A 24386-nucleotide genomic window follows, 5' to 3' on the forward strand; every position below is an offset into this window, starting at 1 on the left:
ATGCCGAGATGCAGCCCAGCAAAGCCACGAACATCCAGCTCGACATTGCCTCGGACCTGCAGAAATGGCGCGCCTTCCTCGCCATTGCCGAACTGGGAAGCCTGACGCGCGCCGCGCTGTTCCTGGACAGCAGCCAGTCGCTGCTGAGCCGCCACCTCAACGCGCTGGAACGCGAATGCAACGCGCGCCTGTTCAATCGCACGGGCCGCGGCGTGCAGCTGTCGGAGGTGGGCCAGCGGCTCTTTCCGCATGTCAAGGCGCTGCTCTCGGATGCCGAGCAGCTCCAGCTGGAGATTCGCGGCGAGGCGCGCGAGCCGGCCGGCCGCGTCACCATCGGCTCGCTGCCTTCGGTCACCAACCCGATCGTCGGCAAGCTGTTCAATCGGCTGCAGGCGCGCCATCCCGGCATCCAGCTCAAGATTCTCGAGGGATCGAGCGGGCAGGTGGAAGAGTGGCTGGCGGACGCGCGCGTGGACATCGCGATCCTCTATCGCTACGGCGCCGTGCTGCCGGAGCAGGAACAGGCGCTCGCCACGGTGGACAGCTACCTGGTCGGCGCCGCGGGTGACCGCCTGACCGCGAAGCCGGAGCTGCCGTTCAGCGCACTCGATGGTCTCCCGTTCATCCTTCCGAGCGCGCCCAACGGCCTGCGCAGCGCGCTCGACGCGCTCGCCCGCCAGCAGCACATCGCCCTGTCGCCCGTGCTCGAAGCCGACTCGCTGCCGCTGATGCGTTCGGTCGTGGCGCAGGAGCGGCTCTACACGGTGCTGCCGCTGCACGCGGTCTGGGCAGAGGTGAAGGAGGGGCGCCTGCAGGCGGCGAAGATCGTCTCACCCGGCCTGCAGCGCATCGTCTCGATGATCATGGCGCGCAGCAAGGGGCCCGGCAAGGCGGTCCTGTCCGTGGCCGCGCAGATCGTGCAGGCGGTGGAGGAAAGCACGCGGCAGGGGCTCTGGCGCCCGGGCGCGGAGAGCGGCTGAAGAACCGCCGGCCGTGCGCCGGACTGCATAGCAGCCTTCCTCGCCGGGGCATAGGTTGCACGCGCATCCTGGCCTACCCTCCATGCACAGGCCGCGCCCGCAGCCCTGCCTTGGGGGCTGGAGGCGAGCGGCCAAGGAGACCACAGGCCATGCCATTCGATTTCCCCGCATCGCGCCGGCGCCGTGCCGCCCTGGGCGCACTGGCCGGTGCCTTCGCGGTGGGTGCCTGCGCGCCTTTCGCACCGGCGCGGGCCGCCCGCCAGCGCGTGCTGCTGACCGACGGTGCCGTTCGCATCGATGTCATCGTCGAGGGCCGCGGGCCTGCCCTGGTGCTGCTGCCGTCCTCGCAGCGCGACTCGGAAGATTTCGACGGCCTTGCAGAACGCCTGGCTGCCCTCGGCTTCAAGGTGCTGCGTCCGCAGCCGCGCGGCATGGGCGCATCGGCCGGGCCGATGAACGATCTCACTTTGCATGTGCTCGCCGGCGATGTCGCGACGACTGTGCGGCAACTCGGCGGCGGCCGTGCCGTGCTGGTCGGCCACGCCTACGGCCACTTCGTGGCGCGGGTCACGGACCTCGACCATCCGGGCCTCGTGCGCGGCGTGGTTGTCGCGGCCGGCGCGGCGCGCACCTTCCCGCCCGGCGTGGCCCGGTCGCTCGCGGTCGCCAGCGATCCGGCCCAGGCGCGCGACGCGCGGCTGCGCGGCCTGCGCGAGGCCTTCTTCGCGCCCGGCAGCGACCCCACGCCCTGGCTCGAGGGCTGGCATCCAGCCTTGCGCGAGGCCTACAGCCGCGCCGGCCGCACGCCGGCCAAGGAGGTATGGTGGCCGGTGAGCAACGCGCCCATCCTCGACCTGCAAGGCGCCGAAGACCCGTGGCGCCCGCCGGCCACGCGCAACGAACTCAAGGACGTGCTGGGCGACAAGGTGCAGGTGAAGATCGTGCCGCGCGCCAGCCATGCGCTGATCCCCGAACAGCCGGCGGCGGTGGCCCAGGCGATTGCCGACTGGATCGGCACGCTACCGCCCTGAACACTTTCAAGGAAACATCCATGCCACGCATACCCCTCTTTCCGAACGACACCATGAGCCCCGAACAGCGCGCGGTCCACGACAGGATCGTCTCCGGTCCGCGCGGCAGGATCCAGGGTCCGCTGCGGGCCGCGCTGCACAACCCGGAGCTGGCCGACAAGTGGCAGGCGCTCGGCGCGCTGCTGCGCTACGGCACAGGCTTGCCGCCGCGGCTGTCGGAGATCGCGATCCTGGTCACCGGCCGCGCGTGCAACTCGCCCTTCGAGTGGTATGCGCACCGCGCGGAGGCCGAGAAGGCGGGCATCGAGCAGCCTGTCATCGAAGCCATCCTGGCCGGCGCCGAGCCGCCCGGCCTGTCGGCGGACGATGCGGCCGTCTACCGCTACGCCGTCGAGCTCAACCGCCACAACTCGGTCTCGGATGCCACGTACAACGTGGCGCTGGCGCGCCTTGGCGCACGCACCGTGGTCGAGCTGACAGCCTTGGTCGGCTACTACACCATGGTCGCGATGACGCTCAATTGCCACGAGATTCCGCTGCCCGAAGGCGTGGTGCCGGCCTTTGCCCTGCCGCAGCACGCAGCGCTTGCCGAATGAACGCAACGCCGCGCGCGCCGGCCGGATGGGACTGCCACGCCCACCTGTTCGGCCCCTACGACCGCTTCCCGCTGGCGCCCGAGCGCAGCTACACACCGCCCGAGGCGGTGGCGCCGCAGTACCTGGCGCTGCTGGCGCGCCTCGGCCTGGGCCACGGCGTGCTGGTGCATCCGAGCGCCTATGGCGAAGACCACGCGCTGCTGCTGCATGCGCTGGCGGCTCACGACAACCTGCGCGGCGTGGTCGTCGTGCGGCCGGGCAGCCGATTGGCGCTGGGCGGCCTTCACGGCAAGGGCGTGCGCGGCGCGCGCTTCAGCCACCGCAGCGGCGCCGGCACCAACTTTGCGGGCAGCGCTTCCTTCGATGACCTGCGCGCACTGGCCCCGGCACTGGCCGATGCCGGCCTGCACGCCGAGCTGTGGACCGACGTCCAGGCCTTGCCCGGCATCGCCGCCGAACTGAAGGCGCTGCCGGTGCCGGTCGTGATCGACCACATGGGCGGCTTCGATGTGGCAGCGGGTGTCGATTCGCCCGGCTTCCGCGTGCTGCTCGAGCTGCTGGCCTCGGGCCGCACATGGGTCAAGCTGTGCGCCTACCGCAATCTGCTGAACGCGCCCGACCGGCAGGCCGGCCGTGTGTTCCAGCAGAAGATGATCGAGGCCAACCCCGAGCGCCTCGTGTGGGGCAGCGACTGGCCGCACCTGCGCGTGGTGCCGGACCCCGACACGGCCGCGCTGCTCGCGATGTTCAAGGACTGGGCCGGCAACGACGAAGTCGTCCGGCAGGTGCTGGAGGCCAATCCGGCGGTGCTCTACCGCTGAGGTGTTCAGCCTTCCGCCGGCTCGGTCGCGGCGAAGGAGGGCCGCGCGCGCAGCGTCTCGAACCAGCTCGCGAGCGCCGGCGCCGAACTGCGCCATCCGAGCGCGTCGAAACGATAGTCGAGGTAGCCGAGCGCGCAGCCGAGCGTCAGCTGGCCGATCGAGAACGGCGCCTCGCGCAAGGCAGCCGCTTCGTGGTCGAGCATCTGCAGCGAGGCGCGGGTCTTGAGCTCGAACGCATCGAGCAGCGCCTGCAGCGGCACCTCGCGTTCGCGCTCGTTGCGCCACAGGATCAGCGCGTCGAGCAGCCCATCGCCCAGGGCGTGCCAGCGCAGCGCCTGCCAGCGCGCCTCGCCCTGCGGCGGGAACAGCGATCCGCCGGCCAACTCGTTCAGGTATTCGCAGATCACGACCGAATCGAACAGCACCGAGCCATCCTCGCGCACGAGGGTCGGGATCTTCGACAGCGGGTTGTCCGCCATGAGGGCCGGATTCGGCGTGCGCATCGCAGCGACCGAGCGCACCAGCTCGAGCCGGGACATCAGGCCGAGCTCGTGGGCGCAGATCATCACCTTGCGCACATAGGGCGACTTGGGCGACCAGTGCAGCTTCATCGCGGCGGCCATCAGATCGCTCCGGCCTCGCGCAGCGCGTGGATGCCGGCCGCGCTGTAGCCAAGTTCGGACAGGATGTCCTCGCTGTGCTGGCCCAGCAGCGGCGGTGCGGCCTGCGTTTGCAGCGGGGCCTCGGCAAAGCGCATCGGGCTCGCAACCTGCGGTGCGTCGACGCCGCTCGGATGCGGCACATGGCGCAGCATTCCGCGCGCCTTGACCTGCGGCTCCTCGAACACCTCGGCGACCGTGTTGATCGGCCCGCAGGGCACGCCGGCCTTGTCGAGCGCGGCAATCAGCTGCCCGCGCTCCCACTTTGCGAAAACATCGCGCAGCATCGCGGACAACGCGCCGATGTTGCGAACCCGCTGCGCGTTGGTTGCAAAGCGCTCGTCCGCGGCCCAGTCGCTTCGCGCGAAGACTTCGCAGAGCCTGGCGAACTGGGCGTCGTTGCCAACCACGAGGATCACGTCGCCGTCGGCGCAGCCGTACACGTCCTGCGGCTGGATGTTCGGATGCGCGTTGCCGTTGCGCTGCGGCACCTGGCCCGACACCAGGTAGTTCATCGCCTGGTTGGAAAGCGTCGCCACCTGCACGTCGAGCATCGCGATGTCGATGGCGTCGCCCACGCCGGTTTCATTGCGGCGCGCGAGGGCGGCAAGCACGGCGACCGCGGTGTACATGCCGGTCATCAGGTCGACGATCGGGATGCCGACCTTCTGCGGACCGCCGCCGGGGCGGCCGTTCTTTTCTCCGGTGACGCTCATCAGGCCTCCCATCGCCTGGATCAGGAAGTCGTAGGCCGGCTGGTCGCGCCGCGGGCCCGTCTGGCCGAAGCCCGTGACCGAGCAGTAGATGAGCCGCGGGTTGATCCTGCGCAGCGAGGCCTCGTCCAGGCCATGGCGCGCCAGCGTGCCGGCCTTGTAGTTCTCGAGCACGATGTCGGCCCGCATGGCGAGTTCCTTGATGATCTTCTGGCCCTCCGGCTTGTCGAGGCTCACGGTGATCGAGCGCTTGCCGCGGTTGACGGCCAGATAGTAGCCCGCCTCTTTCGTATCCTTGCCTTCGGCATCCTTCAGGAACGGCGGTCCCCAGGTCCGCGTGTCGTCGCCCGCGCCGGGCCGCTCGATCTTGATGACCTCTGCGCCCAGGTCGGCGAGGATCTGGCTGGCCCAGGGTGCGGCGAGGATGCGGCTGAGGTCCAGCACCTTGACGTGCGACAGCGGCCCCTTGGTCGTGCTCATTCGGATTCTCCTTGTGTTGGATGAATTCTGGAATCCGCTCCGGCCGCGGGCTAGAGGCGAGCCCGCAAGGCTGTGATGCGCGGCGGCGCATAACGGCCGGCATCGCATAGCAGCTATGCGCCCGGGCGCGGTGGCACGGCCCGATGCCATGCCTAAAGTCCGGGCACGACATTCGAAGACATCGGAGACATCGACATGAACGGACTTTTCAAATCCGCAGCCGCGCTCGCCCTTGCGCTGGCCGCCGCCTCGGGGTGGGCGCAGGCCTATCCCGCCAAGCCGATCCGCGTGGTCGTGCCCTTTCCTGCCGGCGGACCGGTGGACCAGACGGCGCGTGCACTCGGCGCCAGGATGAGCGCGTCCCTGGGCCAATCCATCGTCATCGACAACAAGGGCGGCGCCGGCGGCCTGCTCGGTGCCGACGCGGTCGCCAAGTCGGCGGCCGACGGCTACACGCTGCTGTTCTCCTCGGCCGGTGCGCTGGCCATCGTGCCGCACATTGCGCCCTCGATGCCCTACGACCCGCAGAAGGACCTGGTCGCGGTGACCCAGGCGCTGAAGGTGCCGGCGGTGCTGGTGGTGGCCGCCGATTCAAGATTCAAGACCTTCGCAGACCTGAAGGCTGCCGCCACCGGCGGCGCCAGCAAGGTCAACTACGCTTCGGCCGGCAGCGGCACCACGCCGCACCTGCAGGCGGAACTGCTCAAGCGCGAGGCCAGGCTGAACATCAACCACATTCCCTACCGCGGCGCGGCGCCGGCATTGACCGACCTGATGGGCGGCCAGGTGGAGATGATGATGGTCGACATTCCCGTGGCCTTGCCGTTCATCCAGTCGGGCAAGCTCCGCGCGCTGGCGGTGACCAGCGCCGTGCGCATTCCGGTCCTCAAGGAAGTGCCGACGGTCGGCGAACTCGGCATGCCGAAGGTGGAGGCCTACAACTGGTACGGAATGCTCGCCCCGGCACGCACGCCGGCCGAAGTCATCGACAAGATGTACGGTGCCGTGGGCGCCGCATTGCGCTCGCCCGACCTGAAGCAGCAGTTCGAGCAGCAGGGCGTGCAGGTCGTCGGCAGCAAGCCCGCGGAGTTCGGGCTGTTCATTTCAGCGGAGTCGGAACGCTGGGGCTCGCTGGCCAAGGCGGTGGGCGCCAAGCTCGATTGAACTCGGGCGCTGCACCTCGCCGGGTTCAGGCGCGCGCCGGTGCGGCGCGCTTGGCCAGTTCCAGCTTGGCAATCGCGTTGCGGTGCACTTCGTCGGGCCCGTCGACGATGCGCACCGTGCGCTGGTGCGCATAGGCCTCGGCCAGCCAGAAGTCCTGGCTCACGCCAGCGGCGCCGTGCGCCTGGATCGCCCAGTCGACCACCTTGCACGACATGTTGGGCGCCACCACCTTGATCATCGCGATCTCGGCGCGCGCTTCCTTGTTGCCCACGGTGTCCATCTTGTAGGCCGCATTGAGCGTGAGCAGGCGGGCCTGGTCGATCAGGCAGCGCGACTCTGCAATGCGCTCGTGCCAGATCGACTGCTCCGCGAGCGGACGGCCGAAGGCCACGCGGCTGCGCAGCCGCTCGCACATCAGCTCGAGCGCACGCTCGGCGGCGCCGATGGAGCGCATGCAATGGTGGATGCGCCCCGGGCCGAGCCGCCCCTGCGCAATCTCGAAACCGCGCCCTTCGCCCAGCAGGATGTTCGATGCGGGAACGCGCACGTCCTCCAGCAGCACTTCCATGTGGCCGTGTGGCGCATCGTCGTAGCCGAACACCGAAAGATGCCGCAGCACCGTGATGCCCTGGGTGTCGCGCGGCACCAGCACCATCGACTGCTGCGCATGGCGCGGCGCATCGGGGTCGGTCTTGCCCATCACGATGAAGATCTTGCAGCGCGGGCTGCCCGCGCCCGAAGAGAACCACTTGCGGCCGTTGATCACGTACTCGTCGCCTTCGCGGCGGATCGTGCACTGGATGTTGGTGGCGTCCGACGAGGCAACGGCCGGCTCGGTCATCAGGAAGCCCGAGCGGATCTCGCCCGCGAGCAGCGGCGCCAGCCATTCGTCCTTCTGCGCCTCGGTGCCGTAGCGCTCGATGGTTTCCATGTTGCCGGTGTCGGGCGCCGAGCAGTTGAACACCTCGCCCGACCAAGACACGCGGCCCATCACCTCGCACAGCGGCGCGTAGTCGAGATTGGAAATGGCCGGCACGTCGCGGTGCGGATGCGGCAGGAACATGTTCCAGAGGCCGGCCGCGCGCGCCACGGGCTTCAGCTCCTCGACGAGCGGCGACACCTGCCAGGCATTGCCCTGGCGGCGGAAGGCGTCCATCTCGTGGTGGTAGCGCGCTTCGTTCGGATAGATGTGCTGGTCGAAGAACTTGTTGAGGCGTTCGAGCAGCTCGCGGGTTTTCGCGGAGGGTTCGGCAAACATGGGGGCGTCCTTTCTTGGGTGGCGAGCAACCCGGCCAGACCGCTCGCATGCGGAAGATTTGAACATCGCAGGCGGCCGGAGACCGTCCCGCAAGCGACGCCCCAAGCGCGCGCAATCTTCCGCCCTTTGCGGCTCAGCGCCCCGTGAAAACGGGCGCGCGCTTCTCGGCAAAGGCGCGCTGGGCTTCCTTCGCGTCGTCGGTCTTCGCGATCTGCGCCGTCATGTCCTGCTCGTAGCGATAGCCGTCGCGCAGGCTCATGTCCTCGATCACGTTGAGCGTGTGCTTGCCCATGCGGGTGGACACGGGGCTCTTGGATGCGATGGCGGCGGCGATCTCGCGGGCCGCGGGCATCAGGTCTTCGGGTGCGGTGCAGGCCTCCACGATGCCGAGCCGGTACAGCTCGGCGCCCGGCACGCGCATGCCCGTGAGCATCATGCGGCGCAGGCGCGAATGGCCGAACAGGCGCATCGCATGGCGGCAGCCGCCGAGCAGGCCGACGTCGACCTCGGGCAGCCCGAGCGAGGCCTTTTCCGAGGCAATGAGAATGTCGCTCGAAGCCGCCATGGCAAGGCCGGAGCCGAGCGCGGCGCCGTTGATGGCGCAGACCACGGGCTTGGCGCATTCGCGGATCGCGTGGAAGCATTCGCGCGTGCGGCGCGAATGGGCCATCAGGTCGCCCGGTCCCTTGATGACCTCGGCGCGTCCCTTCAGATCGGCGCCGGCGCAGAACACCTTGCCTTCGCCGGTCAGGATCACCGCGCGCACCTCGTCCATCTCGGAGATCTGGTCGAGGGCCCGTGTCAGCTCGTCGTTGAGCACGCGCGTCAGCGCATTGACCGGCGGCGCATTCAGCGTCAGCGTTGCGATGTGATCGGCGATGGCCACCTCGAGCTGCAAGAAGTTGTCCACGATGTCTCCTGATGCCATGTTTGAAATGCCGCGGATCAGTCTACGAGCCGCATCCCGTGGCGGCGACCGCCCCCGGTGTACATCAGCTATTCCGCGCGAGACATAGCGCAAGGCGGTCCGCCCGCGCCCTGCTACGTGTTCACGCGGCTCGCGCGCTGATGCGCGAACGCGAGTGCATAGCCTTCGCCCTGCTGGCCGACCCTCCAACGGAAAAAGGGGCGCTCCTTGCGGGAGCGCCCCTTCGTCTTTCAGTTGAGCCTGGAGCCTTTCGGAAGCCGACTCGCCAGCCACTCGTGCACGTCGGCTCGCACATTCCGTCCCTCCAGGAGGAAGTCTTCCCACCTGCTGGGAACATACGGAAGATAGACCAGCTTCATGCCGGCTTCCTCCGGCGTCCGGTCCGCTTTTTCGGAGTTGCACGCGCGGCAAGCGGCCACCAGGTTCATCCAGTCCCAGGTACCGCCGCGGCTTTCGGGAAGGATGTGCTCGCACGTCAGGTCCTGCTCGCGGAATCGCTGGGCACAGTAGACGCAGATGAAGCGATCTCGGACAAAGAGCTTGCGCCGGTTGAAGGCCGGCGTGTGGTCGAACAAGTTGACCTTTGCACAGCCCTTGAGAGCGATGATGGGCGAAATCTCGAGCCGGGACTGCACGCCGCGCGCCACGTTGAAGCCACCACGCATCGTGGCCAATGCGCCGGCGCCGTCTTCCCAGACGACCGCGCCAGTGGCGTAGTGCGATGCTGCCTGCTCGAGCGAAATCCATGCCTGAGGCGTGCCCTGGATATCCAGCTGAAGTACTTGGGGTTTCATGGTGACGGCCTCCTTTCATGGCCGAGCGCTTGTTGGAATCTCCTGTGGTGCGGGCAGAGAATTTCGAAATCTCGGCCTACCGGTTAAAAGCCGGTTGCTCTGCCTCTGAGCTATACCCGCGACGCGCGTGTGACCTGAGATCAACCAGCGGCTCCGCCATTGAGCTACGCGCACCATTGAACTGGTAGCCGCAGATGGGAACGATCCATCGGCCCCCGCCTTATCAAGACGGTGCTCTGCCACTGAGCTATGCGGCTGAAGGCAAGTGGCTCCTCGACCTGGGCTCGAACCAGGGACATCCGCATTAACAGTGCGGTGCATCTACCAACTGAGCTACCGAGGAAAAAAAGATAAAAACCGCGTGTGAGATGTTTGGCCCGCGCACACGATTCGAACGTGCAACCCCCGGCTTCGTAGACCGGTGCTCTGATCCAGTTGAGCTAACGCGGGAGGGAAATGGGTTGATGAAGTTGGCGGATGCGGAGCGAGTCGAACGCTCGTGCGTGGTGGGTGGCGATCCGTAAGGGAGTTGAACCCTTGGCTTCCTCCTGGACAGGGAGGCACTCTGGCCGCTGAGTTAACGGATCACTGTATGTGGTGAAAAAACTGGCGGAGCATGTTCGATTCGAACGAACGAGCCGCTTGCGCGGCCACGGCTTAGCAAGTCGCCGCCTTGGACCTCTCGGCCAATGCTCCAGTGGTGTCCGGTTACGAGTTCCGGCGACGCCCAATCTTTGCGTCCGGTTTCCACGAGAGAACGATCTGCATCGCCCTGTCTCGCTCTTGTGTGGTCGGGGCGGCAGAAATCGAATCTGCGACCTGATGCTCCCAAAGCAACCGCGCTGCCAGCTGCGCCACGCCCCGAAATTGATGATTGAACTTGCGAGATCGAGCGTATGAAGCTCGCGGGAACAGCCAGGCTTCCCTACCGCGCGAACGTGTTGGAGTCGTATGCGGGATTCGAACCCGCGTCTACAAGGATGAAAACCTTGTGTCCTGAACCGCTAGACGAATACGACATGAATCTGCGAATGGAGCCCGCGGTCCGGATCGAACGGACGACCTCTCGCTTACAAGGCGAGCGCTGCTACTGTGGTCCCCCAAGCAAGCCTCGAACTTGCATGACTTTCGTCCCCGGTTTCTGAGACCGGTGCGTCTACCAATTCCGCCATCGGGGGTGATTCCATTTCGGTTGTGTCTTCACGCGATTCGGACGCTTGGGCGCCCACGTCGACATCGCTGCACATGGCTGGGTCCAGACCGTGCACATCCCTCCAGGCCGCCGACGCGGTTGGCCTCTGGAGGTGCTGCAAAGGCACACCCGAAATGGAGCAGCAGGAGGGCTTCGATCCCTCGGCCTCAACGTTGGCGACGTTGCGCTCTACCTGACTGAGCTACGGCTGCAAGTTTTTCTCGAGTCGCTGACCCCACCAGTGAGGGGCGCGACTCGCGGCAAATTTTTAAGGATCACCCACCGGCGCCACTCGGCGGGTGAGTTCACGGCAGCGCGATCACTGCAGTGGCGGCCGGCACCAGGTGCCGTTCGCGGTTGTGTGCGGATCGCTCCGCACGGAAAAACAAAAAGGCCCGGAATCCACTTGGGAATCCGGGCCTCTGGTGAGAGAGCTTGGAAGGTGCGCGCTTACGCGCTACCTCCACCCGGGTGCGGCTGATCCTCGTATTGCTGTCCGAGCCACAAGCTGGCCGGAATCACGGGAAGGGAGTTCAGCTGCGAATGCATCTTGGATGTCGTCAGGCTGCGGCCACCGCAGAACGAGACACGCACAAACGCCCGGCCCGATGCGGGTCGAATGTTCAGTGAGGTCGGGTTTGCTTTCACGATGGTTCCAGTGGTTGGCGAGTTCTCGATGAATCGAAGTTGGTTGCGGAAGAAACGGGACGAAGCAATTTCGTCGATGGATGTAATGTAAACTGGGTTTACTACGCGACGCAATACTTTTTTGGGGTGTTGTGTTTTTTTCTCACTCCACGTCCGTTCACACGGACGCTTTGCTCCGCCGCTCCAAGCATGTCCCTGCCTGCCATTCGTCGCAATAACGTCCTGATCCTCTTCGGCGACTTCGTTGCGGAGCGCGCGTCCAATGGGGCGGAGCCGCTTGGCCTGGCGGCGAAGTTCGCGGAGAAGCTGCAGATCTCCGCGAGCATGTGGAGCCAGATCAAGAAGGGCCGCGTCATTTCCGACAAGCTCGCACGGCAGATCGAGAGCCGTTGTGGCAAGGAGCCACTTTGGCTCGATGCGCCTCAAAGCGCGGAGCCGTTGCCGGACCCGGGGGAGGAGCGCTTCGTCGAGCTGGCCCGCCGGGCCTATAGAGCGCAGAACGCGCGCGGCAAGCGTGCGCTGAGAACCATCTTGCTGGAGCATGGGGCCCCGCAGAAGCAATGAGTGGTCCAGCTGATGGGTTTCGCTCCAATCAACGGACCGTGACCTGTTTCGACGACTTGGAAACGTAGTGTGTGCAATTCCAGCGCTGACACATAGGCATACGCAATGTGCGCTGGAGGAGTGGAGCGTGGCGAACAATTCATTCGCTCCCTACTCAAGCTCACTTCACTACCAAGGAATCACCATGAAGCTCTCTCGAATCGCCAGTGCTGCCTCGTTCTCCATCCTTGCCGCTCTCGTTGGAGTGCAGGCCCATGCCGAGGAATACCAGGGCGTGCTGCAGACGCACTCGACGCTCGCCCGCAGCGACGTTCGCGCCCAGGCTGTCGCGGCTGCGCACTCCGCAGATCCCTATGCCGACGGCGCCTCCTCAGGTGTGGTTGCGGCGCTGCCCTCCACGCTCGACCGCTCCGCCGTGCAGGCCGAAGCCCGCGCGCTCGCTCACGCGCCAGGCCAGAACCTCTATGTCGAGGCCTTCGTCAACAGCCGCGTGCCTGCCCAGTACGGCATCCACGGGGTGCTCCCGACGCGCCAGGCGGGCATCGCCGACGGTGTCACCTTGCGCTGAACGCCGGAGCTCACCGTGACCATGAGATCCAACGTGCTTATCGGCGTGGCGGCTGTTGCGGCCTCGGTCGGCATACTCACCGCTGCGGCACCCACATCTGGAGGCGACATTCCCTCCAGCGCTGCGCAGATCGCGCCCGAGTTCCAGAACATCGACCACTGGCTCAACTCCCAGCCGCTGAAGCTGCAGGACCTGCGCGGCAAGGTCGTGCTCGTTGACTTCTGGACCTACACCTGCATCAACTGTCTCAACCACCTGCCCTACGTCAAGGCGTGGAACGAGAAGTACAAGGACAAGGGGCTCGTCGTCATGGGCGTGCACACGCCGGAGTTCGCGTACGAGAAGTCCACCAGGAATGTGCAGGACGCGATCAGCCGGTTGCAGATCAAGCACGCCGTCGCGCAAGACAACCACTACGCCACCTGGAAGGCCTTCAACAACCAGTACTGGCCTGCGGTCTACCTGATCGACAAGCAGGGAAAGATCGTCTATTCGCACTTTGGCGAAGGCAGCTACGGCACCACCGAGAAAAAGATCCAGTCGCTGCTGGCCGAACCAGCGCCGGCGGCGGGAAGCTGAGATGAAGAAGCTCTGGTTCGCACTCCTCTTCCTTGCCGGCGGCTTCGCGCATGAAGTGCGCAATCCGGTGAGCTGCCAATGCATCACCGCCCGCGGATTCACGGGTGCGACCCGGCGCCGCGCCCGTCCGATCGACCCGCCGCTTCCACCAGGAAGCTGACCAGCGCCTGCACCCGCGCGCTGCGCCCCTTGCGCGTGGGCACCAGCACCACCACCGGGGCGGCGCCAAATTCCCAGACCGCCATCACGCGCTCGAGGCGGCCGGCGGCCAGCGCTTCGGCGGCATCCCATTGGGAGCGCAGCACGATGCCCAGGCCATCCTCGGCCCACTGGCGCGCCACGCTGCCGTCGTTGCTGACGAAGGCCGGGTTGATGCGCAGCGTCTCGCCCTTGCGGGCGCCGCTGCCCGCGGGCCGCATGTGCCAGAGCGTCACGTCCTCGTCGTTCTCGCGGATGCAGATGCAGGCGTGATAGGCCAGGTCCGCCGGGTTGCGGGGCGTGCCGTGCTCGCGCAGGTAGCCGGGGCTCGCGCACAGCCAGCGTTCGTTGGAGGCGAGCGTGTGCGCCACCCATGACGAGTCGCGCACCGCGCCCACGTGCACCACCGCGTCGGAGTCGTGCTTGTCGGGCCACGGCGTTTCGCGCAGGTCCAGCTGCAGCCGCAGGGCCGGATGCAGGCGGGAGAAACGGGACAGCCACGGCGCCACATGCGTGCGGCCATAGCCGAAGGACGCGGCCACGCGCAGCGTTCCGCTCAGGCGCCGGTCGTCGCGCTGCAGGGATTCGCGCAGGCCGTCGAACTTCAGCAGGAGTTCATAGGCCTCGCGTCCGAACCGTTCGCCTTCCGAGGTCAGGTGCAGCTTGCGCGACGTGCGGTTGGCCAGCACCAGGCCCAGCGAGGCCTCGAGCTTGCGCAAGCGCATCGACAGCGCGGGAGGCGTGACACCAAGCGAGCGCGCGGCCGCGCTGAGCGAGCTCTCGCGCAGCAGCGCGGCAGCCAGGCGAAGGTCTTCGATCTGCATCATTCAGCAGAGCTTAACTATTGATGACGCAAGAGTGAAGCTCGAAGATGCCTTGGCGCACCTAAAGTGAGCGCCATGCAAAACACTGCGACTCCCATTGCCGCGGCCGGGCGCTATCCCCGGGCCGTGCTGTTCGACCTGCTCACTGCGCTGCTCGATTCGTGGACCGTCTGGAACGCGGCTGCCGGTTCCGAGCAGATGGGCCGCGCCTGGCGCGCCGAATACCTGCGGCTGACCTATGGCTGCGGCGCCTACGTGCCCTACGAAGACCTGGTGCGGCAGGCCGCCGCCACCGCGGGGTTGCCCGCGAGCGCCCCGCAGTCGCTGCACGCCCGATGGGACGAGCTGCCCGCATGGAGCGGCGCCACCGAACTGCTGCGGGCGCTCCAGCCCCACTGCAAGCTGGCCGTGGTGACCAACTGCTCGCGGCGCCTGGGCCAGCGCGCCGCCGAACGCCTGGGAATCGACTGGGACGTGGTCGTGACCTCCGAGGAGGCGGGCTTCTACAAGCCCGATCCGAGGCCCTACCGGCTGGCCCTGGAGCGCCTGGACGTGCAGCCGGCCGAGGCGGCCTTCGTCGCCGGATCAGGCTACGACATGTTCGGCACCGCCGGCGTGGGCCTGCGCACCTACTGGCACAACCGCGTCGGCCTCGCCCGGCCCGAAGGCGCGCCGCTGGCGGAGGTCGAATCGCCCACGCTCGATGGTGCGCTGCCGTGGCTGCGCGGCTTTCGACCGGCCGCTTCCTGATCCAACCCACCACTCCAGGACCTGCCCATGATCCGCTCCCTTCGCCTGGCCGGCAGCCTTGCTTCCCTCTGTGCCGGCTTGCTGGCCGCGTCCGGCGCCTTCGCACAGGCGTTTCCGAGCCGCCCCGTCACGCTCATCGTTCCTTTCCCCGCCGGCGGTCCCAGCGATGCACTGGCCCGCGCTGTCGCACAGAAGATGGCTGCGCCGCTGGGCCAGCCCATCGTCATCGAGAACCTCGGCGGCGCGAACGGCGTCATCGGCCTGACGAAGGCGACCAAGGCCGCCGCCGACGGCTACACGATCTCGTTCGGAGGCATCGGCACGCACGTGGCCAACCTCGCGCTGTACAAGAAGCTGGCCTATGACCCTGTCGCCGATTTCGCGCCGATCGGCCCCGCAGGCGCGGCACCGATGCTGCTGCTGGCACGCGCCGACCTGCCGGCCAACGACCTGCGCGAGTTCGGCGCCTGGCTCGCGAAGCACAAGGACAAGGCCTCCTACGGCAGCGCGGGCGTGGGGTCGATCTCGCACTATGGCTGCGTGCTGCTGCTGTCTTCCCTCGGCCAGAACGCCACGCACGTGCCCTACAAGGGCGTCGCGCCGGCGGTCAACGACCTGATGGGCGGGCAGACCGATTTCATGTGCGACCAGACCACAACCGCACTGCCGCAGATCGCCGGTGGGCGCATCAAGGCCATCGCCGTGCTGTCGGGCACGCGCCTCGCGCAGCTGCCGCGTGCAGCCACCGCGGCGGAAGGCGGCCATGCGCTGGACGTGCGTTCCTGGAATGCCTTCTTCGCCCCGCGCGGCACCCCGCAGCCCGTGCTCGCCAGGCTGACCGGCGCGCTGCAGCAGGCGGTCGGCGATTCGGCGCTGCGCAAGCAGATGGAAGGGCTGGGCGTCGACCTGCCCGCACCCGCCGATGCAACGCCCGCGGCCGTCACCGCGCTCATCGCGCGCGGCATCCGCGACGATGTGCCGGCCCTCAAGGCCAAGGGCCAATACCTGGACTGATCCGAAATGAACAACATGCAGAACAACCCCCCAAATCTCGCCGATATCGACACCCCCGCAGCCGTCGTGTCGCTTCCGCGCATGCAGCGGAACATCGCGCGCATGCAGCAGCAGGCCGATGCGCTGGGCGTGCGCTTCCGCCCGCACGTGAAGACCAGCAAATGCGCCGATGTGGTCGCGGCCCAGCTTGCCGCCGGCGCGGCCGGCATCACGGTGTCGACGCTGAAGGAGGCCGACCAGTTCTTCGCCCGCGGCGTGACCGACATCCTCTATGCCGTCGGCATGGCGCCGCACCGGCTCGCGCATGCGCTGGACCTGCGCCAGCGCGGCTGCGCGCTGCAGATCCTGACCGACAGCGTCGAGGGCGCGCGGGCCATCGCCGAATACGGCCGCGCGCACGGCCACGCCTTCGAGGTGCTCATCGAGATCGACACCGACGGCCACCGCTCCGGCATCAAGCCGGGCGAGGACCTGCTGCTCGAGGTCGGCCGCGTGCTGCACGAGGGCGGCATGCGCCTGGCCGGCGTGCTCACGCATGCGGGCTCCAGCTACGAACTGCACACGCCCGAGGCCCTGGCCGCCCTGGCCGAGCAGGAACGCGCGGGCTGTGTGCAGGCCGCGGAACGCCTGCGCGCCGCGGGCCTGCCGTGCCCCATCGTGTCGGTAGGCTCCACGCCCACGGCGCTGGAAGCTGCGTCGCTCGAAGGCGTGACCGAACTGCGCGCCGGGGTCTATGTCTTCTTCGACCTGGTGATGCGCAACGTGGGCGTCTGCCGCACCGAAGACATCGCGCTGAGCGTGCTCACCACCGTCATCGGGCACCAGGCCGACAAGGGCTGGGCCATCGTCGATGCCGGCTGGATGGCCATGAGCCGCGACCGGGGCACGGGCAAGCAGCAGCGCGACTACGGCTATGGCCAGGTGTGCACCGTGGACGGGGTGCCGATCGAGGGCTACCTGCTGTCGGCCGCCAACCAGGAGCACGGCATCCTGTCGCGCGAGGGCGCTGCGGACGCGGACATCGCGGCGCGCTTCCCGGCCGGAACCCGGCTGCGCATATTGCCCAACCATGCCTGCGCCACCGGCGCGCAGTTTCCTGCCTACCAGGCGCTGGCCGCGGACGGCACGGTGCAAACCTGGGAGCGTTTCCATGGCTGGTGAAAACGCCGCCGAGTCCAACAGCATGTCGGGCCCGGTCCATGTCGCGGTGCCCGCGCTGGCCAGGCCGGGCGGCCACTACAGCCATGCCGCCATCGGCAGCGGCCTGGTCTTCATCGCCGGGCAACTGCCGATCACGCCGGCCGGCGAGCGCCTGGCCGATGCGGCGTTCGAAGCCCAGGCGGCGCAGACGCTGGCGAACGTGCAGGCCGCCTTGCTGGCCGCGGGTTCGGGCATCGACAAGCTGCTGCAGGTGAGGGTCTACCTCGACGACATCGCCAACTGGCCGGCCTTCGACAGGATCTATGCGCAGTGGGCCGGACCATCGCGCCCGGCCAGAGCCGTCGTGCCGACCGGGCCGCTGCACTTCGGGTTCAAGGTCGAGGTGGAGGCGATGGCGCTTGCGTGAGTGGGCGAGCTGCTCTCAAGGCACGCTACGTCGCAGGAACACATGCGTGGCGCGCTCGCCCGCCACTTGCCGTTCGCAGCGGTAGCCCAGCGCCGGCAGATCCAGGCCTGCGAACAGCGCCTCGCCCTTGCCCAGCAGCACCGGATGCACGGCGAGGTGCAGTTCGTCGATCAGCCCGGCCTTCAGGTATTCGCGTACGGTTGCCACGCCGCCGCCCACGCGCACGTCGCGCGTGCCTGCGGCGGCCCGCGCCAGTGCGAGGGCTTCGTGGATGCCGCCGGTGACGAAGTGAAAGGTGGTGCCGCCGCGCATGGTCAGCGGCGCGCGGGCATGGTGGGTCAGCACGAAGACCGGCACGTGGTACGGGGGCTCGTCGCCCCACCAGCCTTTCCAGCTTTCGTCGGGCCAGGGACCGCGCACCGGCCCGAACATGTTGCGCCCGAGGATCCAGGCGCCCATCTCGGCAAAGCCTTGTTCGGCCATCTCGTTGTCGATGCCGGTCTCGCCGTTCGCCTCGCCGGTCTTTTGCATCTGCTGCCAGACGCGCGTGGGAATGAACCAGTCCATGAGTTCGGGACCGCGAACGCCCAGCGGATGCTCCAGGCTCTGGTCCGGACCGGCGGCGAAGCCGTCGAGCGAAACGCCGAAGCTGCGCACGAGCAATCGGGCCATGGTGTCATTTCCTGCAAGAAGGGAGCCTCAGTCTAGCGCTGGCGGCGCCCCGACGAACCATCGTTCGAGGCCATGGCGTCGCGCAGAATGCGCGCATGAGCATCGAATACATCAGCGTTGAAGAAGCCATTGCCGGCACCGGCCTGCGCATGGTGGTCGTGGGCCACATTCCCAGTCCGTGGTCCGAAGCGGCCAAGGGCATCCTGCGTGTGAAAGGCATCCCGTGGAAAGCGGTGCGCCTGGCCTACGACAGCCCGCAACTCAAGGAGTGGGCCGGCCAGCGCAATGCGCCCGTGGCCATCTACAACAACGAGGCGCCGCGCTCGGGCTGGGCAGACATCCTGCTGCTGTGCGAGCGGCTCGCGCCGCAGCCGTCGCTCCTGCCGGCCGATGCCGCCGACCGGGCGCTGATGTTCGGCCTCGCCCACGAGATCTGCGGCGAGCAGGGGCTGGCCTGGTCGCGCCGCCTGCAACTGGTGCAGGCCGGCTTGGCAGGAGAAGGCGGTTTCGCTGCGCAGGCTGCCGCATACATCGGCAAGAAGTACGGTTTCAGTCCGCAGGCGGGCGCGGGTGCACTCGCGCGCGTGGTGGCCGTGCTGAAGATGCTGGCGGCGCGCCTGAAGGCACAGCAGGCGGCCGGCAGCGATTACTACATCGGCAAGAGCCTTACGGCCGTGGACATCTACAGCGCGACCGCGCTGGCGCTGATGCGTCCGTTGCCGCACGCCATCTGCGAGATGGATCCCGCCACGCGACAGGCTTTCGAATTCCGCGAGCCGGTGACCGACGCCGCGCTGGACGCTGTGCTGCTCCGGCACCGGGACCTGATGTACGAGCGGCACCTGGGGCTGCCGCTGTCGCTGTGACGTGAATGCAATCACGGCGCGCTTGTCCGCTCGTTCAGTGGCCGGCAAACCTCCAGCACCATTCCGCGCAGCTACTGATGCGCAGGATCCCGATCCAGGCGCGGATGCCACATCTGCGATACGGTGATCTGCTCCGTGGGCATCGGCAGCGGAAACGAGCGCAGCGTGCCCCGCGCCCTCAGGTGTTCGAAGTAGGAGGACGGTATCAATGCAACCAGCTCGGTCGCGGCCGCTATCGACAGGGCGGTGCTGAAGCTGGGCACCACGACCGCGGTATTGCGTACCAGGCCCATCGCCGCGAGCGCGTCGTCGACCGGTCCTACGGTCCGGCCGTGGCGTGAAGTCACCACGTGGCCGCAGGCCGCGTAGCGCTCGGCCAAACACTTCGGAACCTGACCTCAGGGGATCGACAATGCAAGCGCCCGGCGCGCCTGTTCGACCCGGGCGCGTGTCACGCAGCCGGCAGCATGGTCATTGATCAGCCCCACGGCCTGCATGAAGGCATACACAGTGGTGGGCCCGACAAACTTCCAGCCCTGTTTCTTCAAGTCCTTGGACAACGCCTGCGAGGACGCCGACGTAGAAGCGGTTTGCGGCTCTGCAAGCTGCGCAGGGTTCGGCTCGTGGCGCCAGAAGTAAGACGCCAGCGATCCCTCGCGCTGCGCCATCTCCTCGGCCATGCGCGCATTGTGAATCACAGCCTCGATCTTGCCGCGATGGCGCACGATGCCGCTGTCGCCGAGCAATCGCTCGACATCACGTTCGCCCAAGCGCGCGACACGCCGGTAGTCGAAGCCCAGGAAGGCTTTCCGGAAGTTCTCTCGCTTGGCCAGGATGGTGCGCCAGCTCAGCCCCGACTGAAAGCCTTCCAGGCACAGTTTCTCGAAGAGGCGCTGGTCATCCGTGACGGGGAAGCCCCATTCAGTATCGTGATAGTGGAGAAATTCGGGGGCGGCGGCGCACCAGCGACACCGCGGCTGCCCATCGGGCCCGAGGAGGGTCGAGCCCATTTCAGGTACGTTCCACCAGGAACTGCAGGCGTTCGTCGGCCCTGCCGGGCGCCATCTCCACGATCTCGACCTTGACCACGTCCTGCGCCACGAAGGGATCCAGCGCCACGCGATTTTCCAGCGCCTCGCGGGTGGTGTTGTGTGCCAGGACGGTGCCGCCCTGATTGCCCGAGAGGCTGCCTGTCAGGAGGAAGACGCCATCTTCGAATCCCTGCTCTATCCATCGCTTGTGCTCTGCCATGTGGCGTGATGCCTGGCCTTTGTTGCTCGAGAACTTGAGGAACACACAGAACATGAATGACCTTTCCTGAAAAGATGGCTAACGCGAACGTCCGGAGGCCGTCGTCTTCACCGGCGCACAGGACTCGAGCCAGGCACTCATGAGCGCCACCTCCTGCTGCACGAATTTCTTGTCGCGCAGAGACTGCGCAAGTACCGCCGCTCCCTGGCTGCGCGCCAGGAGATGCAGGGCGAGCGCGTCCGCTTCCTTGCCTCGGCCCATTTGGCGGAACTGCCCTCGCAGCCATGCGCGGAAGAGGTCCAGGATGGCGTTGGCCTCGCCTTGCCCCGGGTGCCCGAGCTTGGCCAGCTCCGTGCAAAGGGTGCCGACCGGACAGCCGTGGCGCATGATCTTGGCTTGATTGCGGATCAGCAGGGTGATGAACAGGCGGATGCGCTCCTGAGGACTGCCGCCCTCGGTCTCCCACTGCGTCAACATTGCTCGCGTGCGCTCCATTCGCTCGGCAACGACCGCCGTGAGGATCTCGTCCTTCGTCTTGAAGTGATAGTAGAAGTTGCCGCGCGAGATCTTCACGGCATCCGCGATGTCCGCGAAGGACGTGTGCTCGAACCCGCGCTCGTAGAACAAGGCGTCGGCGGCTTGAACGATGCTGTCGCGGGTAGGCAAGGCTTGAATAGGACAGTTGACCTAAAGAAGGCGCAAACTGTAGGACGTGTGTCCTATATTGTCAATCGAAGATCACTTCGGCTTGCCGATGGACCTCATGCACCCGTGGAAGGCGCCTGGGCACGCCTGATGAAGTCGAGCATCAGCGCAACGGCGGCATCCGCATGGGTTTCGAGCAGCAGGTGGCCTGCATCCAGGACATGGGCTTCCATCCTGGGCAGCACACGCATCCAGGACAGAACCTCGGCCAGGTCGAAATAGATATCGTGCCTTCCCCACACCATGAGGGCAGGGGGCTGCCAACGCTCGAGGTACTGGGCGATGGCGCCGAAGCGGGCGGCGTAGTTCGCGTAGTCCGCGATCAGCGCCCGCTGAGTGTCCATGTGGCCCGGCAGGTTCATCACCCGCCAATCCTCTTCCCAGTGCTCAGCGGGGATGCGCTCGGCCACTTCCGGCGGGACGCCGGCGATGTAGGTGTCGCGTGTGCCTGCGAGGGTCAGGTGCGCGGTCGCCGCCGCCTGGTTTTCTGCGTTGGGCTGCGCCCAGTAGGCCTGCGTTGCGGCCCATCCCGGTCCCCACCCCGTTCGGTGCGCGTTGGCGTTCTGCACGATGAGGCCCAGGACTTTCTCGGGCGCCTGCATCGCGATCTGCAGGCCCACGGGCGCTCCCCAGTCATGCAGGTAGATGAATCGCGGCCCGATCTCGAGCGAATCCAGCAGTTCGGAAATCGCCTGGCCGATGACGGGAAACGAGGGCGCCGGCAACGGCTCGGACTCGCCGTGGCCGGGCAGATCCGGTGCGATCACGAAAGCGGCCTGCTACAGCGCGGGCACGACCGCCCGGAACAGGCGGGCCGAGTTCGGGGTTCCGTGCAACAGCAACAGGGCGGGCCTGGACGCCTCGCCCGCGGTGGTGAACGACAGCTCGATGCCGCCGGAGAGGCGAAGCCGTTCCGTCTTGATGTCATCGCCCGTGCTGCCCGGCAGGGGCTTTCGCTTCAAGGCGGGTGGCTTCCTGGTTCCCATGCATCAATTCTGGCTTCCGGAAATTCGCCTCTTGTCAGCGCAGGTCGCTACAGCGTGTCTGCATTCGCAGAAACGGCCCAAGCCGTACCAGCCGACCGACGCCCTCATCGGAAAATCGACCCGTTCGGCTATAACCTCGATTTCCGCAGTGCCGCCCAGGCGAAGGAGTTCTTGATGAGTTTGGATTTCACTTTCGGCCGCGTGGCACTCGCCCTCTGCGCCGGTTCGCTCTTCAGCGTGACTCCCGCGATCGCCGGCGAGGTCGCCAGCCACGCGGCCAACGAGAGTCTCGTCATCCAGAAACTGGCTGCTCGCACCGGACGGGAGAGCGTTGTCGTGGAGAGCGCAGGGCCCTACGGCGTCGACACGGAAAGCGTCAGGCGCCATCTTGCCAACACCTTGGCAGAGGGTTCGGCGCTGACGCCTCTCCCGCGCAACAACGAGCGGTACAGCTTCGATGGAAAGCTCCGCACCTATGTCGTGCCGGTGCGCCCGGCCATCGACAACCCCATCAACAGCTATTCGCCCTACGACAGCAGTTCGTTCCGCCGAGATGCCGTGGCCGCGGATGCGTCGAATCTCGGCTTGCTCCAGGCGGTGTTCAAGCGCCTCGCTGCGGATTGAACGAGGCGCCGGCAACGGCGCATCGACCGTGCGGTGTCGGCTCTGAAAATCCGTCGTCGCAAGTCTGTCGGAGCGGATTGATACTACGGCTGTCCGAACGTCGCGACGGCCTGCAGCCGGCCAGGACCAGACCTCTGTACAGCACCTTCCAGTTCGCTCTCAAAGCCAGCCCCTATGACCAGCTACGTGAGTCTCAGAGACCGGAAATTCGACGTCGCATCGGCCGTCGTCCAGAATTCCGGCGGGCTGTGGAGCGTGGAAATCGAGACAGCGCCGAAGGAGTTCGACGGCGAGATGTGGGCGCCCAGGCTGTATCACCAAGGCCTGCGGCTGCCAGCACATACAGGAAGCGGGCTGGAAGGCACAAGCACCTCGTGGAGAAGAAAGTCGGAGGCTGCATGTCCTCATCCCGAACTCGGCTTGATGCATGTGTTCGGCCACCACGACGTGTATGACACGACCCTGGCATTCGGTCGCGTTAACGCCGGGCACATTGAACTCGTGTGGGATGGGCTTTGTGACGTATTCTGGTCTGGTGACTTCACCGAGGCAGTGCCTTTTCGGTGTCGCTGCGTTGCAGCGTTGCAGCGCTGCGCCAAGGCTCCAACATTGGCGGTGGACTGCGCGGAGTGCACGCTGACCGATGATTGTCCACAATGAGCATGCGGACTGGTGCCCATGCACCGGTGCATTCAAGGAGTTGCAGCGATGCTGGCAGATCCGTGGGTTGTCATCACCATCCTTGCTATCGTGGCCGTCGCCGCATATGGGTGGTGGAAGTGGTTCAAGATATTCAACTCCGCCGACGGAGAACGCTACTCGCGTGCAGTGACCCAGGGGCCGCTGGTCCCTCTTTCACCCGAGGACATCGAGGCCGACGCCAAGCGCCGCAGCGACCGGACGGCGAACTAGCCGTTGGATGCCATGTGATCCGCCGTTGGAAGCTGCGTTGCAGCATGCTCTTCTTGCTCGCCGCTTTGGCCCCGACGGTACAGGCACAGCGGCCCGCCGAATGGAGGAAGTCCTCGGCGGCCGAGCAGGCCCAGGATGCGGTGGCGTTCGCCGGGCTCGATCAGGCAATCAGGGAAGATTCCCCCGACGTGCAGAGCGCGGTTGTCGTGTTGCAAGGCCGCGTCGTCTATCAGTTCTACCGCGACGGCTCGCCCGACACTCTGCGCGATGTGCGCTCGGTGGTAAAGAGCGCGCTGTCCACGCTGACGGGTATTGCGTTGGGCCAGGGCCATCTTGCAAGCCTCGATGAGCGCATCGTCTCGTTGGTGCCCGAGTGGGTGGGTCTGAACCCTGACCCGCGGGCTGCAGCGATCACGGTGCGCCACCTGCTGACGATGACTGCGGGCTTCGAGGTGAACGAGCTGGCGGCGCCGGCCGGGAACCCTCAAGACGCGTGGAAGCGGCCGATGCGTAACGATCCGGGCCGCGCGTTCGCCTATGACAGCGCGTTGATTCCAGTGCTGTCCGCCGTCCTGGAGAAGGCCACCGGCATGTCCGTGGCCGACTACGCCAGGCGGCACCTCGTCGAACCGCTGGCGCTGGCTGAACCCTCTTATCGACAAGGGCTGCGCATGCGCACGCTCGACATGGCGAAGCTCGGCCAACTGTATTTGCAGAACGGCGTTTGGGCGGGCCGGCAGATCTTGCCCGAGACCTATGTTCGCGAGGCAACGCGCCGTCAGAGTGAAGGGGGGCTGCCCTTGCGCCTGCCTTACGGCTACATGTGGTGGGTCGTGCGCTCCGATGCCGCTCGCCCGCCCTTCATTGCTAGCGGGATCGGAGGACAGTACGTCTGGGTCCGTCCGTCTCTGGATCTGGTGATAGCAACCACTTCGACGGTATCGCGCGAGAGCCTGCAGCGCTTGCAGGCCGAGAAGCTGATCATCCGGCGGCTCTTACCGGCAGCGCAGCAGCGTGCGAACGAGCTATCCCGTTGATTGAC

30 protein-coding genes and 10 tRNA genes are annotated in these 24386 nt (G+C 66.8%); 17 read left to right on the forward strand and 23 right to left on the reverse strand.

From position 1 onward, the window contains the following. The first annotated feature begins 8 nt into the window (after nt 1–8). From RZE77_RS27800 to RZE77_RS27815, 4 genes are all read left to right on the forward strand, one after another. Entirely contained in the window at nt 9–980 is a 972-nt protein-coding gene (locus RZE77_RS27800) for a LysR family transcriptional regulator (protein ID WP_319442963.1), read from the forward strand. Nucleotides 981–1129: 149 nt separating this feature from the next. Further along, a complete protein-coding gene (locus RZE77_RS27805; RefSeq protein WP_319442964.1) occupies nt 1130–2011 on the forward strand; it encodes an alpha/beta fold hydrolase in 882 nt (293 codons plus the stop codon). Nucleotides 2012–2031: 20 nt separating this feature from the next. Further along, nucleotides 2032–2607, forward strand: a complete 576-nt coding sequence (locus RZE77_RS27810) for a carboxymuconolactone decarboxylase family protein (RefSeq protein ID WP_319442965.1) — start codon at nt 2032–2034, stop codon at nt 2605–2607. Next, nucleotides 2604–3428, forward strand: coding sequence for an amidohydrolase family protein (locus tag RZE77_RS27815; protein ID WP_319442966.1), 825 nt, complete (start codon nt 2604–2606; stop codon nt 3426–3428). The genes RZE77_RS27810 and RZE77_RS27815 overlap by 4 nt, the downstream gene beginning before the upstream one ends. Nucleotides 3429–3433: 5 nt before the next feature. Here RZE77_RS27815 and RZE77_RS27820 read toward each other — a convergent pair whose 3' ends face one another. Continuing rightward, nucleotides 3434–4051, reverse strand: a complete 618-nt coding sequence (locus tag RZE77_RS27820; protein WP_319442967.1) for a glutathione S-transferase family protein — start codon at nt 4049–4051, stop codon at nt 3434–3436. Next, a complete protein-coding gene (locus RZE77_RS27825) occupies nt 4051–5280 on the reverse strand; it encodes a CaiB/BaiF CoA transferase family protein (protein WP_319442968.1) in 1230 nt (409 codons plus the stop codon). Before RZE77_RS27825 ends, RZE77_RS27820 begins: the two co-directional genes overlap by 1 nt. A gap of 195 nt (nt 5281–5475) precedes the next feature. Between RZE77_RS27825 and RZE77_RS27830 the strand changes: the two genes are divergently transcribed. After that, nucleotides 5476–6444: a Bug family tripartite tricarboxylate transporter substrate binding protein gene (locus RZE77_RS27830; RefSeq protein ID WP_319442969.1), complete on the forward strand. Its 969-nt coding sequence runs from the start codon at nt 5476–5478 to the stop codon at nt 6442–6444. A 25-nt stretch (nt 6445–6469) separates the two neighbouring features. Here the strand turns inward: RZE77_RS27830 and RZE77_RS27835 are convergent, their stop codons facing one another. The 13 genes from RZE77_RS27835 to RZE77_RS27895 form a co-directional block, all read right to left on the reverse strand. Continuing rightward, on the reverse strand, nt 6470–7702 hold the full coding sequence (locus RZE77_RS27835) for an acyl-CoA dehydrogenase family protein (protein WP_319442970.1): 1233 nt from the start codon (nt 7700–7702) through the stop codon (nt 6470–6472). Between the two features lie 133 nt (nt 7703–7835). Continuing rightward, nucleotides 7836–8612 (reverse strand): enoyl-CoA hydratase/isomerase family protein, encoded by a 777-nt coding sequence (locus tag RZE77_RS27840; RefSeq protein WP_319442971.1) that lies wholly within the window; start codon nt 8610–8612, stop codon nt 7836–7838. Nucleotides 8613–8860: 248 nt separating this feature from the next. Next, a complete protein-coding gene (locus tag RZE77_RS27845) occupies nt 8861–9424 on the reverse strand; it encodes an HNH endonuclease (RefSeq protein WP_319442972.1) in 564 nt (187 codons plus the stop codon). Between the two features lie 45 nt (nt 9425–9469). After that, nucleotides 9470–9544 (reverse strand) — tRNA-Lys (locus tag RZE77_RS27850). Between the two features lie 62 nt (nt 9545–9606). After that, nucleotides 9607–9681 (reverse strand) — tRNA-Ile (locus RZE77_RS27855). Between the two features lie 9 nt (nt 9682–9690). Next, nucleotides 9691–9767, reverse strand: a tRNA-Asn gene (locus RZE77_RS27860). Between the two features lie 32 nt (nt 9768–9799). Then, nucleotides 9800–9874, reverse strand: a tRNA-Arg gene (locus RZE77_RS27865). Nucleotides 9875–9935: 61 nt separating this feature from the next. After that, a tRNA-Asp gene (locus RZE77_RS27870) sits at nt 9936–10011 on the reverse strand. A 20-nt stretch (nt 10012–10031) separates the two neighbouring features. Next, nucleotides 10032–10120: transfer RNA gene (locus tag RZE77_RS27875), tRNA-Ser, on the reverse strand. A 92-nt stretch (nt 10121–10212) separates the two neighbouring features. Then, nucleotides 10213–10288: transfer RNA gene (locus RZE77_RS27880), tRNA-Pro, on the reverse strand. A gap of 78 nt (nt 10289–10366) precedes the next feature. Next, a tRNA-Glu gene (locus RZE77_RS27885) sits at nt 10367–10443 on the reverse strand. A 74-nt stretch (nt 10444–10517) separates the two neighbouring features. Continuing rightward, nucleotides 10518–10602 (reverse strand) — tRNA-Leu (locus RZE77_RS27890). Nucleotides 10603–10751: 149 nt separating this feature from the next. Beyond that, a tRNA-Gly gene (locus RZE77_RS27895) sits at nt 10752–10828 on the reverse strand. A 625-nt stretch (nt 10829–11453) separates the two neighbouring features. On the opposite strand from RZE77_RS27895, the gene RZE77_RS27900 reads away from it, so the two are divergent. The 3 genes from RZE77_RS27900 to RZE77_RS27910 all read left to right on the forward strand — a co-directional run bounded on the left by RZE77_RS27900 (nt 11454) and on the right by RZE77_RS27910 (nt 12975). Then, nucleotides 11454–11828 (forward strand): hypothetical protein, encoded by a 375-nt coding sequence (locus tag RZE77_RS27900; protein ID WP_319442973.1) that lies wholly within the window; start codon nt 11454–11456, stop codon nt 11826–11828. A gap of 184 nt (nt 11829–12012) precedes the next feature. Beyond that, nucleotides 12013–12396, forward strand: a complete 384-nt coding sequence (locus RZE77_RS27905) for a hypothetical protein (protein ID WP_319442974.1) — start codon at nt 12013–12015, stop codon at nt 12394–12396. Nucleotides 12397–12411: 15 nt separating this feature from the next. After that, on the forward strand, nt 12412–12975 hold the full coding sequence (locus tag RZE77_RS27910; protein ID WP_319442975.1) for a thioredoxin family protein: 564 nt from the start codon (nt 12412–12414) through the stop codon (nt 12973–12975). A 98-nt stretch (nt 12976–13073) separates the two neighbouring features. On the opposite strand, the gene RZE77_RS27915 is transcribed toward RZE77_RS27910, so the two are convergent. Next, complete coding sequence (locus tag RZE77_RS27915) at nt 13074–14000, reverse strand: LysR family transcriptional regulator (protein ID WP_319442976.1); 927 nt, start codon at nt 13998–14000, stop codon at nt 13074–13076. Nucleotides 14001–14072: 72 nt separating this feature from the next. Here RZE77_RS27915 and RZE77_RS27920 point away from each other — a divergent pair, with 72 nt between their 5' ends. The 4 genes from RZE77_RS27920 to RZE77_RS27935 are packed head-to-tail and all read left to right on the forward strand — an operon-like array spanning nt 14073 to nt 17328. Next, entirely contained in the window at nt 14073–14747 is a 675-nt protein-coding gene (locus RZE77_RS27920; RefSeq protein WP_319442977.1) for an HAD family hydrolase, read from the forward strand. Nucleotides 14748–14774: 27 nt separating this feature from the next. Then, complete coding sequence (locus RZE77_RS27925) at nt 14775–15761, forward strand: tripartite tricarboxylate transporter substrate-binding protein (protein ID WP_319442978.1); 987 nt, start codon at nt 14775–14777, stop codon at nt 15759–15761. 6 nt (nt 15762–15767) lie between these two features. Continuing rightward, complete coding sequence (locus RZE77_RS27930) at nt 15768–16922, forward strand: DSD1 family PLP-dependent enzyme (RefSeq protein WP_405547850.1); 1155 nt, start codon at nt 15768–15770, stop codon at nt 16920–16922. Continuing rightward, nucleotides 16912–17328 (forward strand): RidA family protein, encoded by a 417-nt coding sequence (locus RZE77_RS27935; RefSeq protein ID WP_405547851.1) that lies wholly within the window; start codon nt 16912–16914, stop codon nt 17326–17328. Before RZE77_RS27930 ends, RZE77_RS27935 begins: the two co-directional genes overlap by 11 nt. Before the next feature lie 15 nt (nt 17329–17343). Here RZE77_RS27935 and RZE77_RS27940 read toward each other — a convergent pair whose 3' ends face one another. Next, nucleotides 17344–18000 carry a dihydrofolate reductase family protein gene (locus RZE77_RS27940; RefSeq protein WP_319442980.1) on the reverse strand — a complete coding sequence of 219 codons (657 nt, stop codon included), beginning with the start codon at nt 17998–18000 and terminating at the stop codon, nt 17344–17346. Nucleotides 18001–18095: 95 nt separating this feature from the next. Between RZE77_RS27940 and RZE77_RS27945 the strand changes: the two genes are divergently transcribed. Then, nucleotides 18096–18866 (forward strand): glutathione S-transferase family protein, encoded by a 771-nt coding sequence (locus RZE77_RS27945; RefSeq protein ID WP_319442981.1) that lies wholly within the window; start codon nt 18096–18098, stop codon nt 18864–18866. Nucleotides 18867–18937: 71 nt separating this feature from the next. Here the strand turns inward: RZE77_RS27945 and RZE77_RS27950 are convergent, their stop codons facing one another. From RZE77_RS27950 to RZE77_RS27975, 6 genes are all read right to left on the reverse strand, one after another. Further along, entirely contained in the window at nt 18938–19246 is a 309-nt protein-coding gene (locus RZE77_RS27950; protein WP_319442982.1) for a LysR substrate-binding domain-containing protein, read from the reverse strand. 18 nt (nt 19247–19264) lie between these two features. Beyond that, entirely contained in the window at nt 19265–19876 is a 612-nt protein-coding gene (locus RZE77_RS27955) for a DNA-3-methyladenine glycosylase I (RefSeq protein ID WP_319442983.1), read from the reverse strand. 1 nt (nt 19877) lies between these two features. Beyond that, nucleotides 19878–20171 carry a YciI family protein gene (locus RZE77_RS27960; RefSeq protein ID WP_319442984.1) on the reverse strand — a complete coding sequence of 98 codons (294 nt, stop codon included), beginning with the start codon at nt 20169–20171 and terminating at the stop codon, nt 19878–19880. Between the two features lie 24 nt (nt 20172–20195). Beyond that, nucleotides 20196–20792 carry a TetR/AcrR family transcriptional regulator gene (locus RZE77_RS27965; RefSeq protein WP_319443430.1) on the reverse strand — a complete coding sequence of 199 codons (597 nt, stop codon included), beginning with the start codon at nt 20790–20792 and terminating at the stop codon, nt 20196–20198. 86 nt (nt 20793–20878) lie between these two features. Continuing rightward, nucleotides 20879–21589, reverse strand: a complete 711-nt coding sequence (locus RZE77_RS27970; protein WP_319442985.1) for an alpha/beta fold hydrolase — start codon at nt 21587–21589, stop codon at nt 20879–20881. Nucleotides 21590–21601: 12 nt separating this feature from the next. Beyond that, nucleotides 21602–21784, reverse strand: coding sequence for an alpha/beta fold hydrolase (locus RZE77_RS27975; protein ID WP_319442986.1), 183 nt, complete (start codon nt 21782–21784; stop codon nt 21602–21604). A gap of 78 nt (nt 21785–21862) precedes the next feature. Here RZE77_RS27975 and RZE77_RS27980 point away from each other — a divergent pair, with 78 nt between their 5' ends. From RZE77_RS27980 to RZE77_RS27995, 4 genes are all read left to right on the forward strand, one after another. Further along, nucleotides 21863–22432: a hypothetical protein gene (locus RZE77_RS27980; protein ID WP_319442987.1), complete on the forward strand. Its 570-nt coding sequence runs from the start codon at nt 21863–21865 to the stop codon at nt 22430–22432. Between the two features lie 174 nt (nt 22433–22606). Further along, a complete protein-coding gene (locus tag RZE77_RS27985; RefSeq protein ID WP_319442988.1) occupies nt 22607–23092 on the forward strand; it encodes a hypothetical protein in 486 nt (161 codons plus the stop codon). A 48-nt stretch (nt 23093–23140) separates the two neighbouring features. Continuing rightward, nucleotides 23141–23344, forward strand: coding sequence for a hypothetical protein (locus RZE77_RS27990; protein WP_319442989.1), 204 nt, complete (start codon nt 23141–23143; stop codon nt 23342–23344). Between the two features lie 44 nt (nt 23345–23388). Next, nucleotides 23389–24381, forward strand: a complete 993-nt coding sequence (locus RZE77_RS27995) for a serine hydrolase domain-containing protein (protein WP_319442990.1) — start codon at nt 23389–23391, stop codon at nt 24379–24381. Nucleotides 24382–24386 lie beyond the last annotated feature (5 nt).

The sequence above is a fragment of the Variovorax sp. SPNA7 genome (genome assembly GCF_033807855.1).
GTDB lineage: Bacteria > Pseudomonadota > Gammaproteobacteria > Burkholderiales > Burkholderiaceae_C > Variovorax > Variovorax beijingensis.

What these genes read in the sequence shown, in the direction of transcription:
- RZE77_RS27935 (WP_405547851.1), top strand. Translation starts at nt 16,912, where the DNA reads ATGGCTGGTGAAAACGCCGCCGAGTCCAACAGCATGTCGGGCCCGGTC.
- RZE77_RS27825 (WP_319442968.1), bottom strand. Translation starts at nt 5,280, where the DNA reads ATGAGCACGACCAAGGGGCCGCTGTCGCACGTCAAGGTGCTGGACCTC.
- RZE77_RS27955 (WP_319442983.1), bottom strand. Translation starts at nt 19,876, where the DNA reads ATGGGCTCGACCCTCCTCGGGCCCGATGGGCAGCCGCGGTGTCGCTGG.
- RZE77_RS27945 (WP_319442981.1), top strand. Translation starts at nt 18,096, where the DNA reads ATGAGCATCGAATACATCAGCGTTGAAGAAGCCATTGCCGGCACCGGC.
- RZE77_RS27845 (WP_319442972.1), bottom strand. Translation starts at nt 9,424, where the DNA reads ATGAAACCCCAAGTACTTCAGCTGGATATCCAGGGCACGCCTCAGGCA.
- RZE77_RS27995 (WP_319442990.1), top strand. Translation starts at nt 23,389, where the DNA reads ATGCTCTTCTTGCTCGCCGCTTTGGCCCCGACGGTACAGGCACAGCGG.
- RZE77_RS27915 (WP_319442976.1), bottom strand. Translation starts at nt 14,000, where the DNA reads ATGATGCAGATCGAAGACCTTCGCCTGGCTGCCGCGCTGCTGCGCGAG.
- RZE77_RS27925 (WP_319442978.1), top strand. Translation starts at nt 14,775, where the DNA reads ATGATCCGCTCCCTTCGCCTGGCCGGCAGCCTTGCTTCCCTCTGTGCC.
- RZE77_RS27960 (WP_319442984.1), bottom strand. Translation starts at nt 20,171, where the DNA reads ATGTTCTGTGTGTTCCTCAAGTTCTCGAGCAACAAAGGCCAGGCATCA.
- RZE77_RS27810 (WP_319442965.1), top strand. Translation starts at nt 2,032, where the DNA reads ATGCCACGCATACCCCTCTTTCCGAACGACACCATGAGCCCCGAACAG.
- RZE77_RS27820 (WP_319442967.1), bottom strand. Translation starts at nt 4,051, where the DNA reads ATGGCCGCCGCGATGAAGCTGCACTGGTCGCCCAAGTCGCCCTATGTG.
- RZE77_RS27905 (WP_319442974.1), top strand. Translation starts at nt 12,013, where the DNA reads ATGAAGCTCTCTCGAATCGCCAGTGCTGCCTCGTTCTCCATCCTTGCC.
- RZE77_RS27805 (WP_319442964.1), top strand. Translation starts at nt 1,130, where the DNA reads ATGCCATTCGATTTCCCCGCATCGCGCCGGCGCCGTGCCGCCCTGGGC.
- RZE77_RS27835 (WP_319442970.1), bottom strand. Translation starts at nt 7,702, where the DNA reads ATGTTTGCCGAACCCTCCGCGAAAACCCGCGAGCTGCTCGAACGCCTC.
- RZE77_RS27830 (WP_319442969.1), top strand. Translation starts at nt 5,476, where the DNA reads ATGAACGGACTTTTCAAATCCGCAGCCGCGCTCGCCCTTGCGCTGGCC.
- RZE77_RS27800 (WP_319442963.1), top strand. Translation starts at nt 9, where the DNA reads ATGCAGCCCAGCAAAGCCACGAACATCCAGCTCGACATTGCCTCGGAC.
- RZE77_RS27900 (WP_319442973.1), top strand. Translation starts at nt 11,454, where the DNA reads ATGTCCCTGCCTGCCATTCGTCGCAATAACGTCCTGATCCTCTTCGGC.
- RZE77_RS27920 (WP_319442977.1), top strand. Translation starts at nt 14,073, where the DNA reads ATGCAAAACACTGCGACTCCCATTGCCGCGGCCGGGCGCTATCCCCGG.
- RZE77_RS27930 (WP_405547850.1), top strand. Translation starts at nt 15,768, where the DNA reads ATGAACAACATGCAGAACAACCCCCCAAATCTCGCCGATATCGACACC.
- RZE77_RS27985 (WP_319442988.1), top strand. Translation starts at nt 22,607, where the DNA reads ATGACCAGCTACGTGAGTCTCAGAGACCGGAAATTCGACGTCGCATCG.
- RZE77_RS27990 (WP_319442989.1), top strand. Translation starts at nt 23,141, where the DNA reads ATGCTGGCAGATCCGTGGGTTGTCATCACCATCCTTGCTATCGTGGCC.
- RZE77_RS27940 (WP_319442980.1), bottom strand. Translation starts at nt 18,000, where the DNA reads ATGGCCCGATTGCTCGTGCGCAGCTTCGGCGTTTCGCTCGACGGCTTC.
- RZE77_RS27815 (WP_319442966.1), top strand. Translation starts at nt 2,604, where the DNA reads ATGAACGCAACGCCGCGCGCGCCGGCCGGATGGGACTGCCACGCCCAC.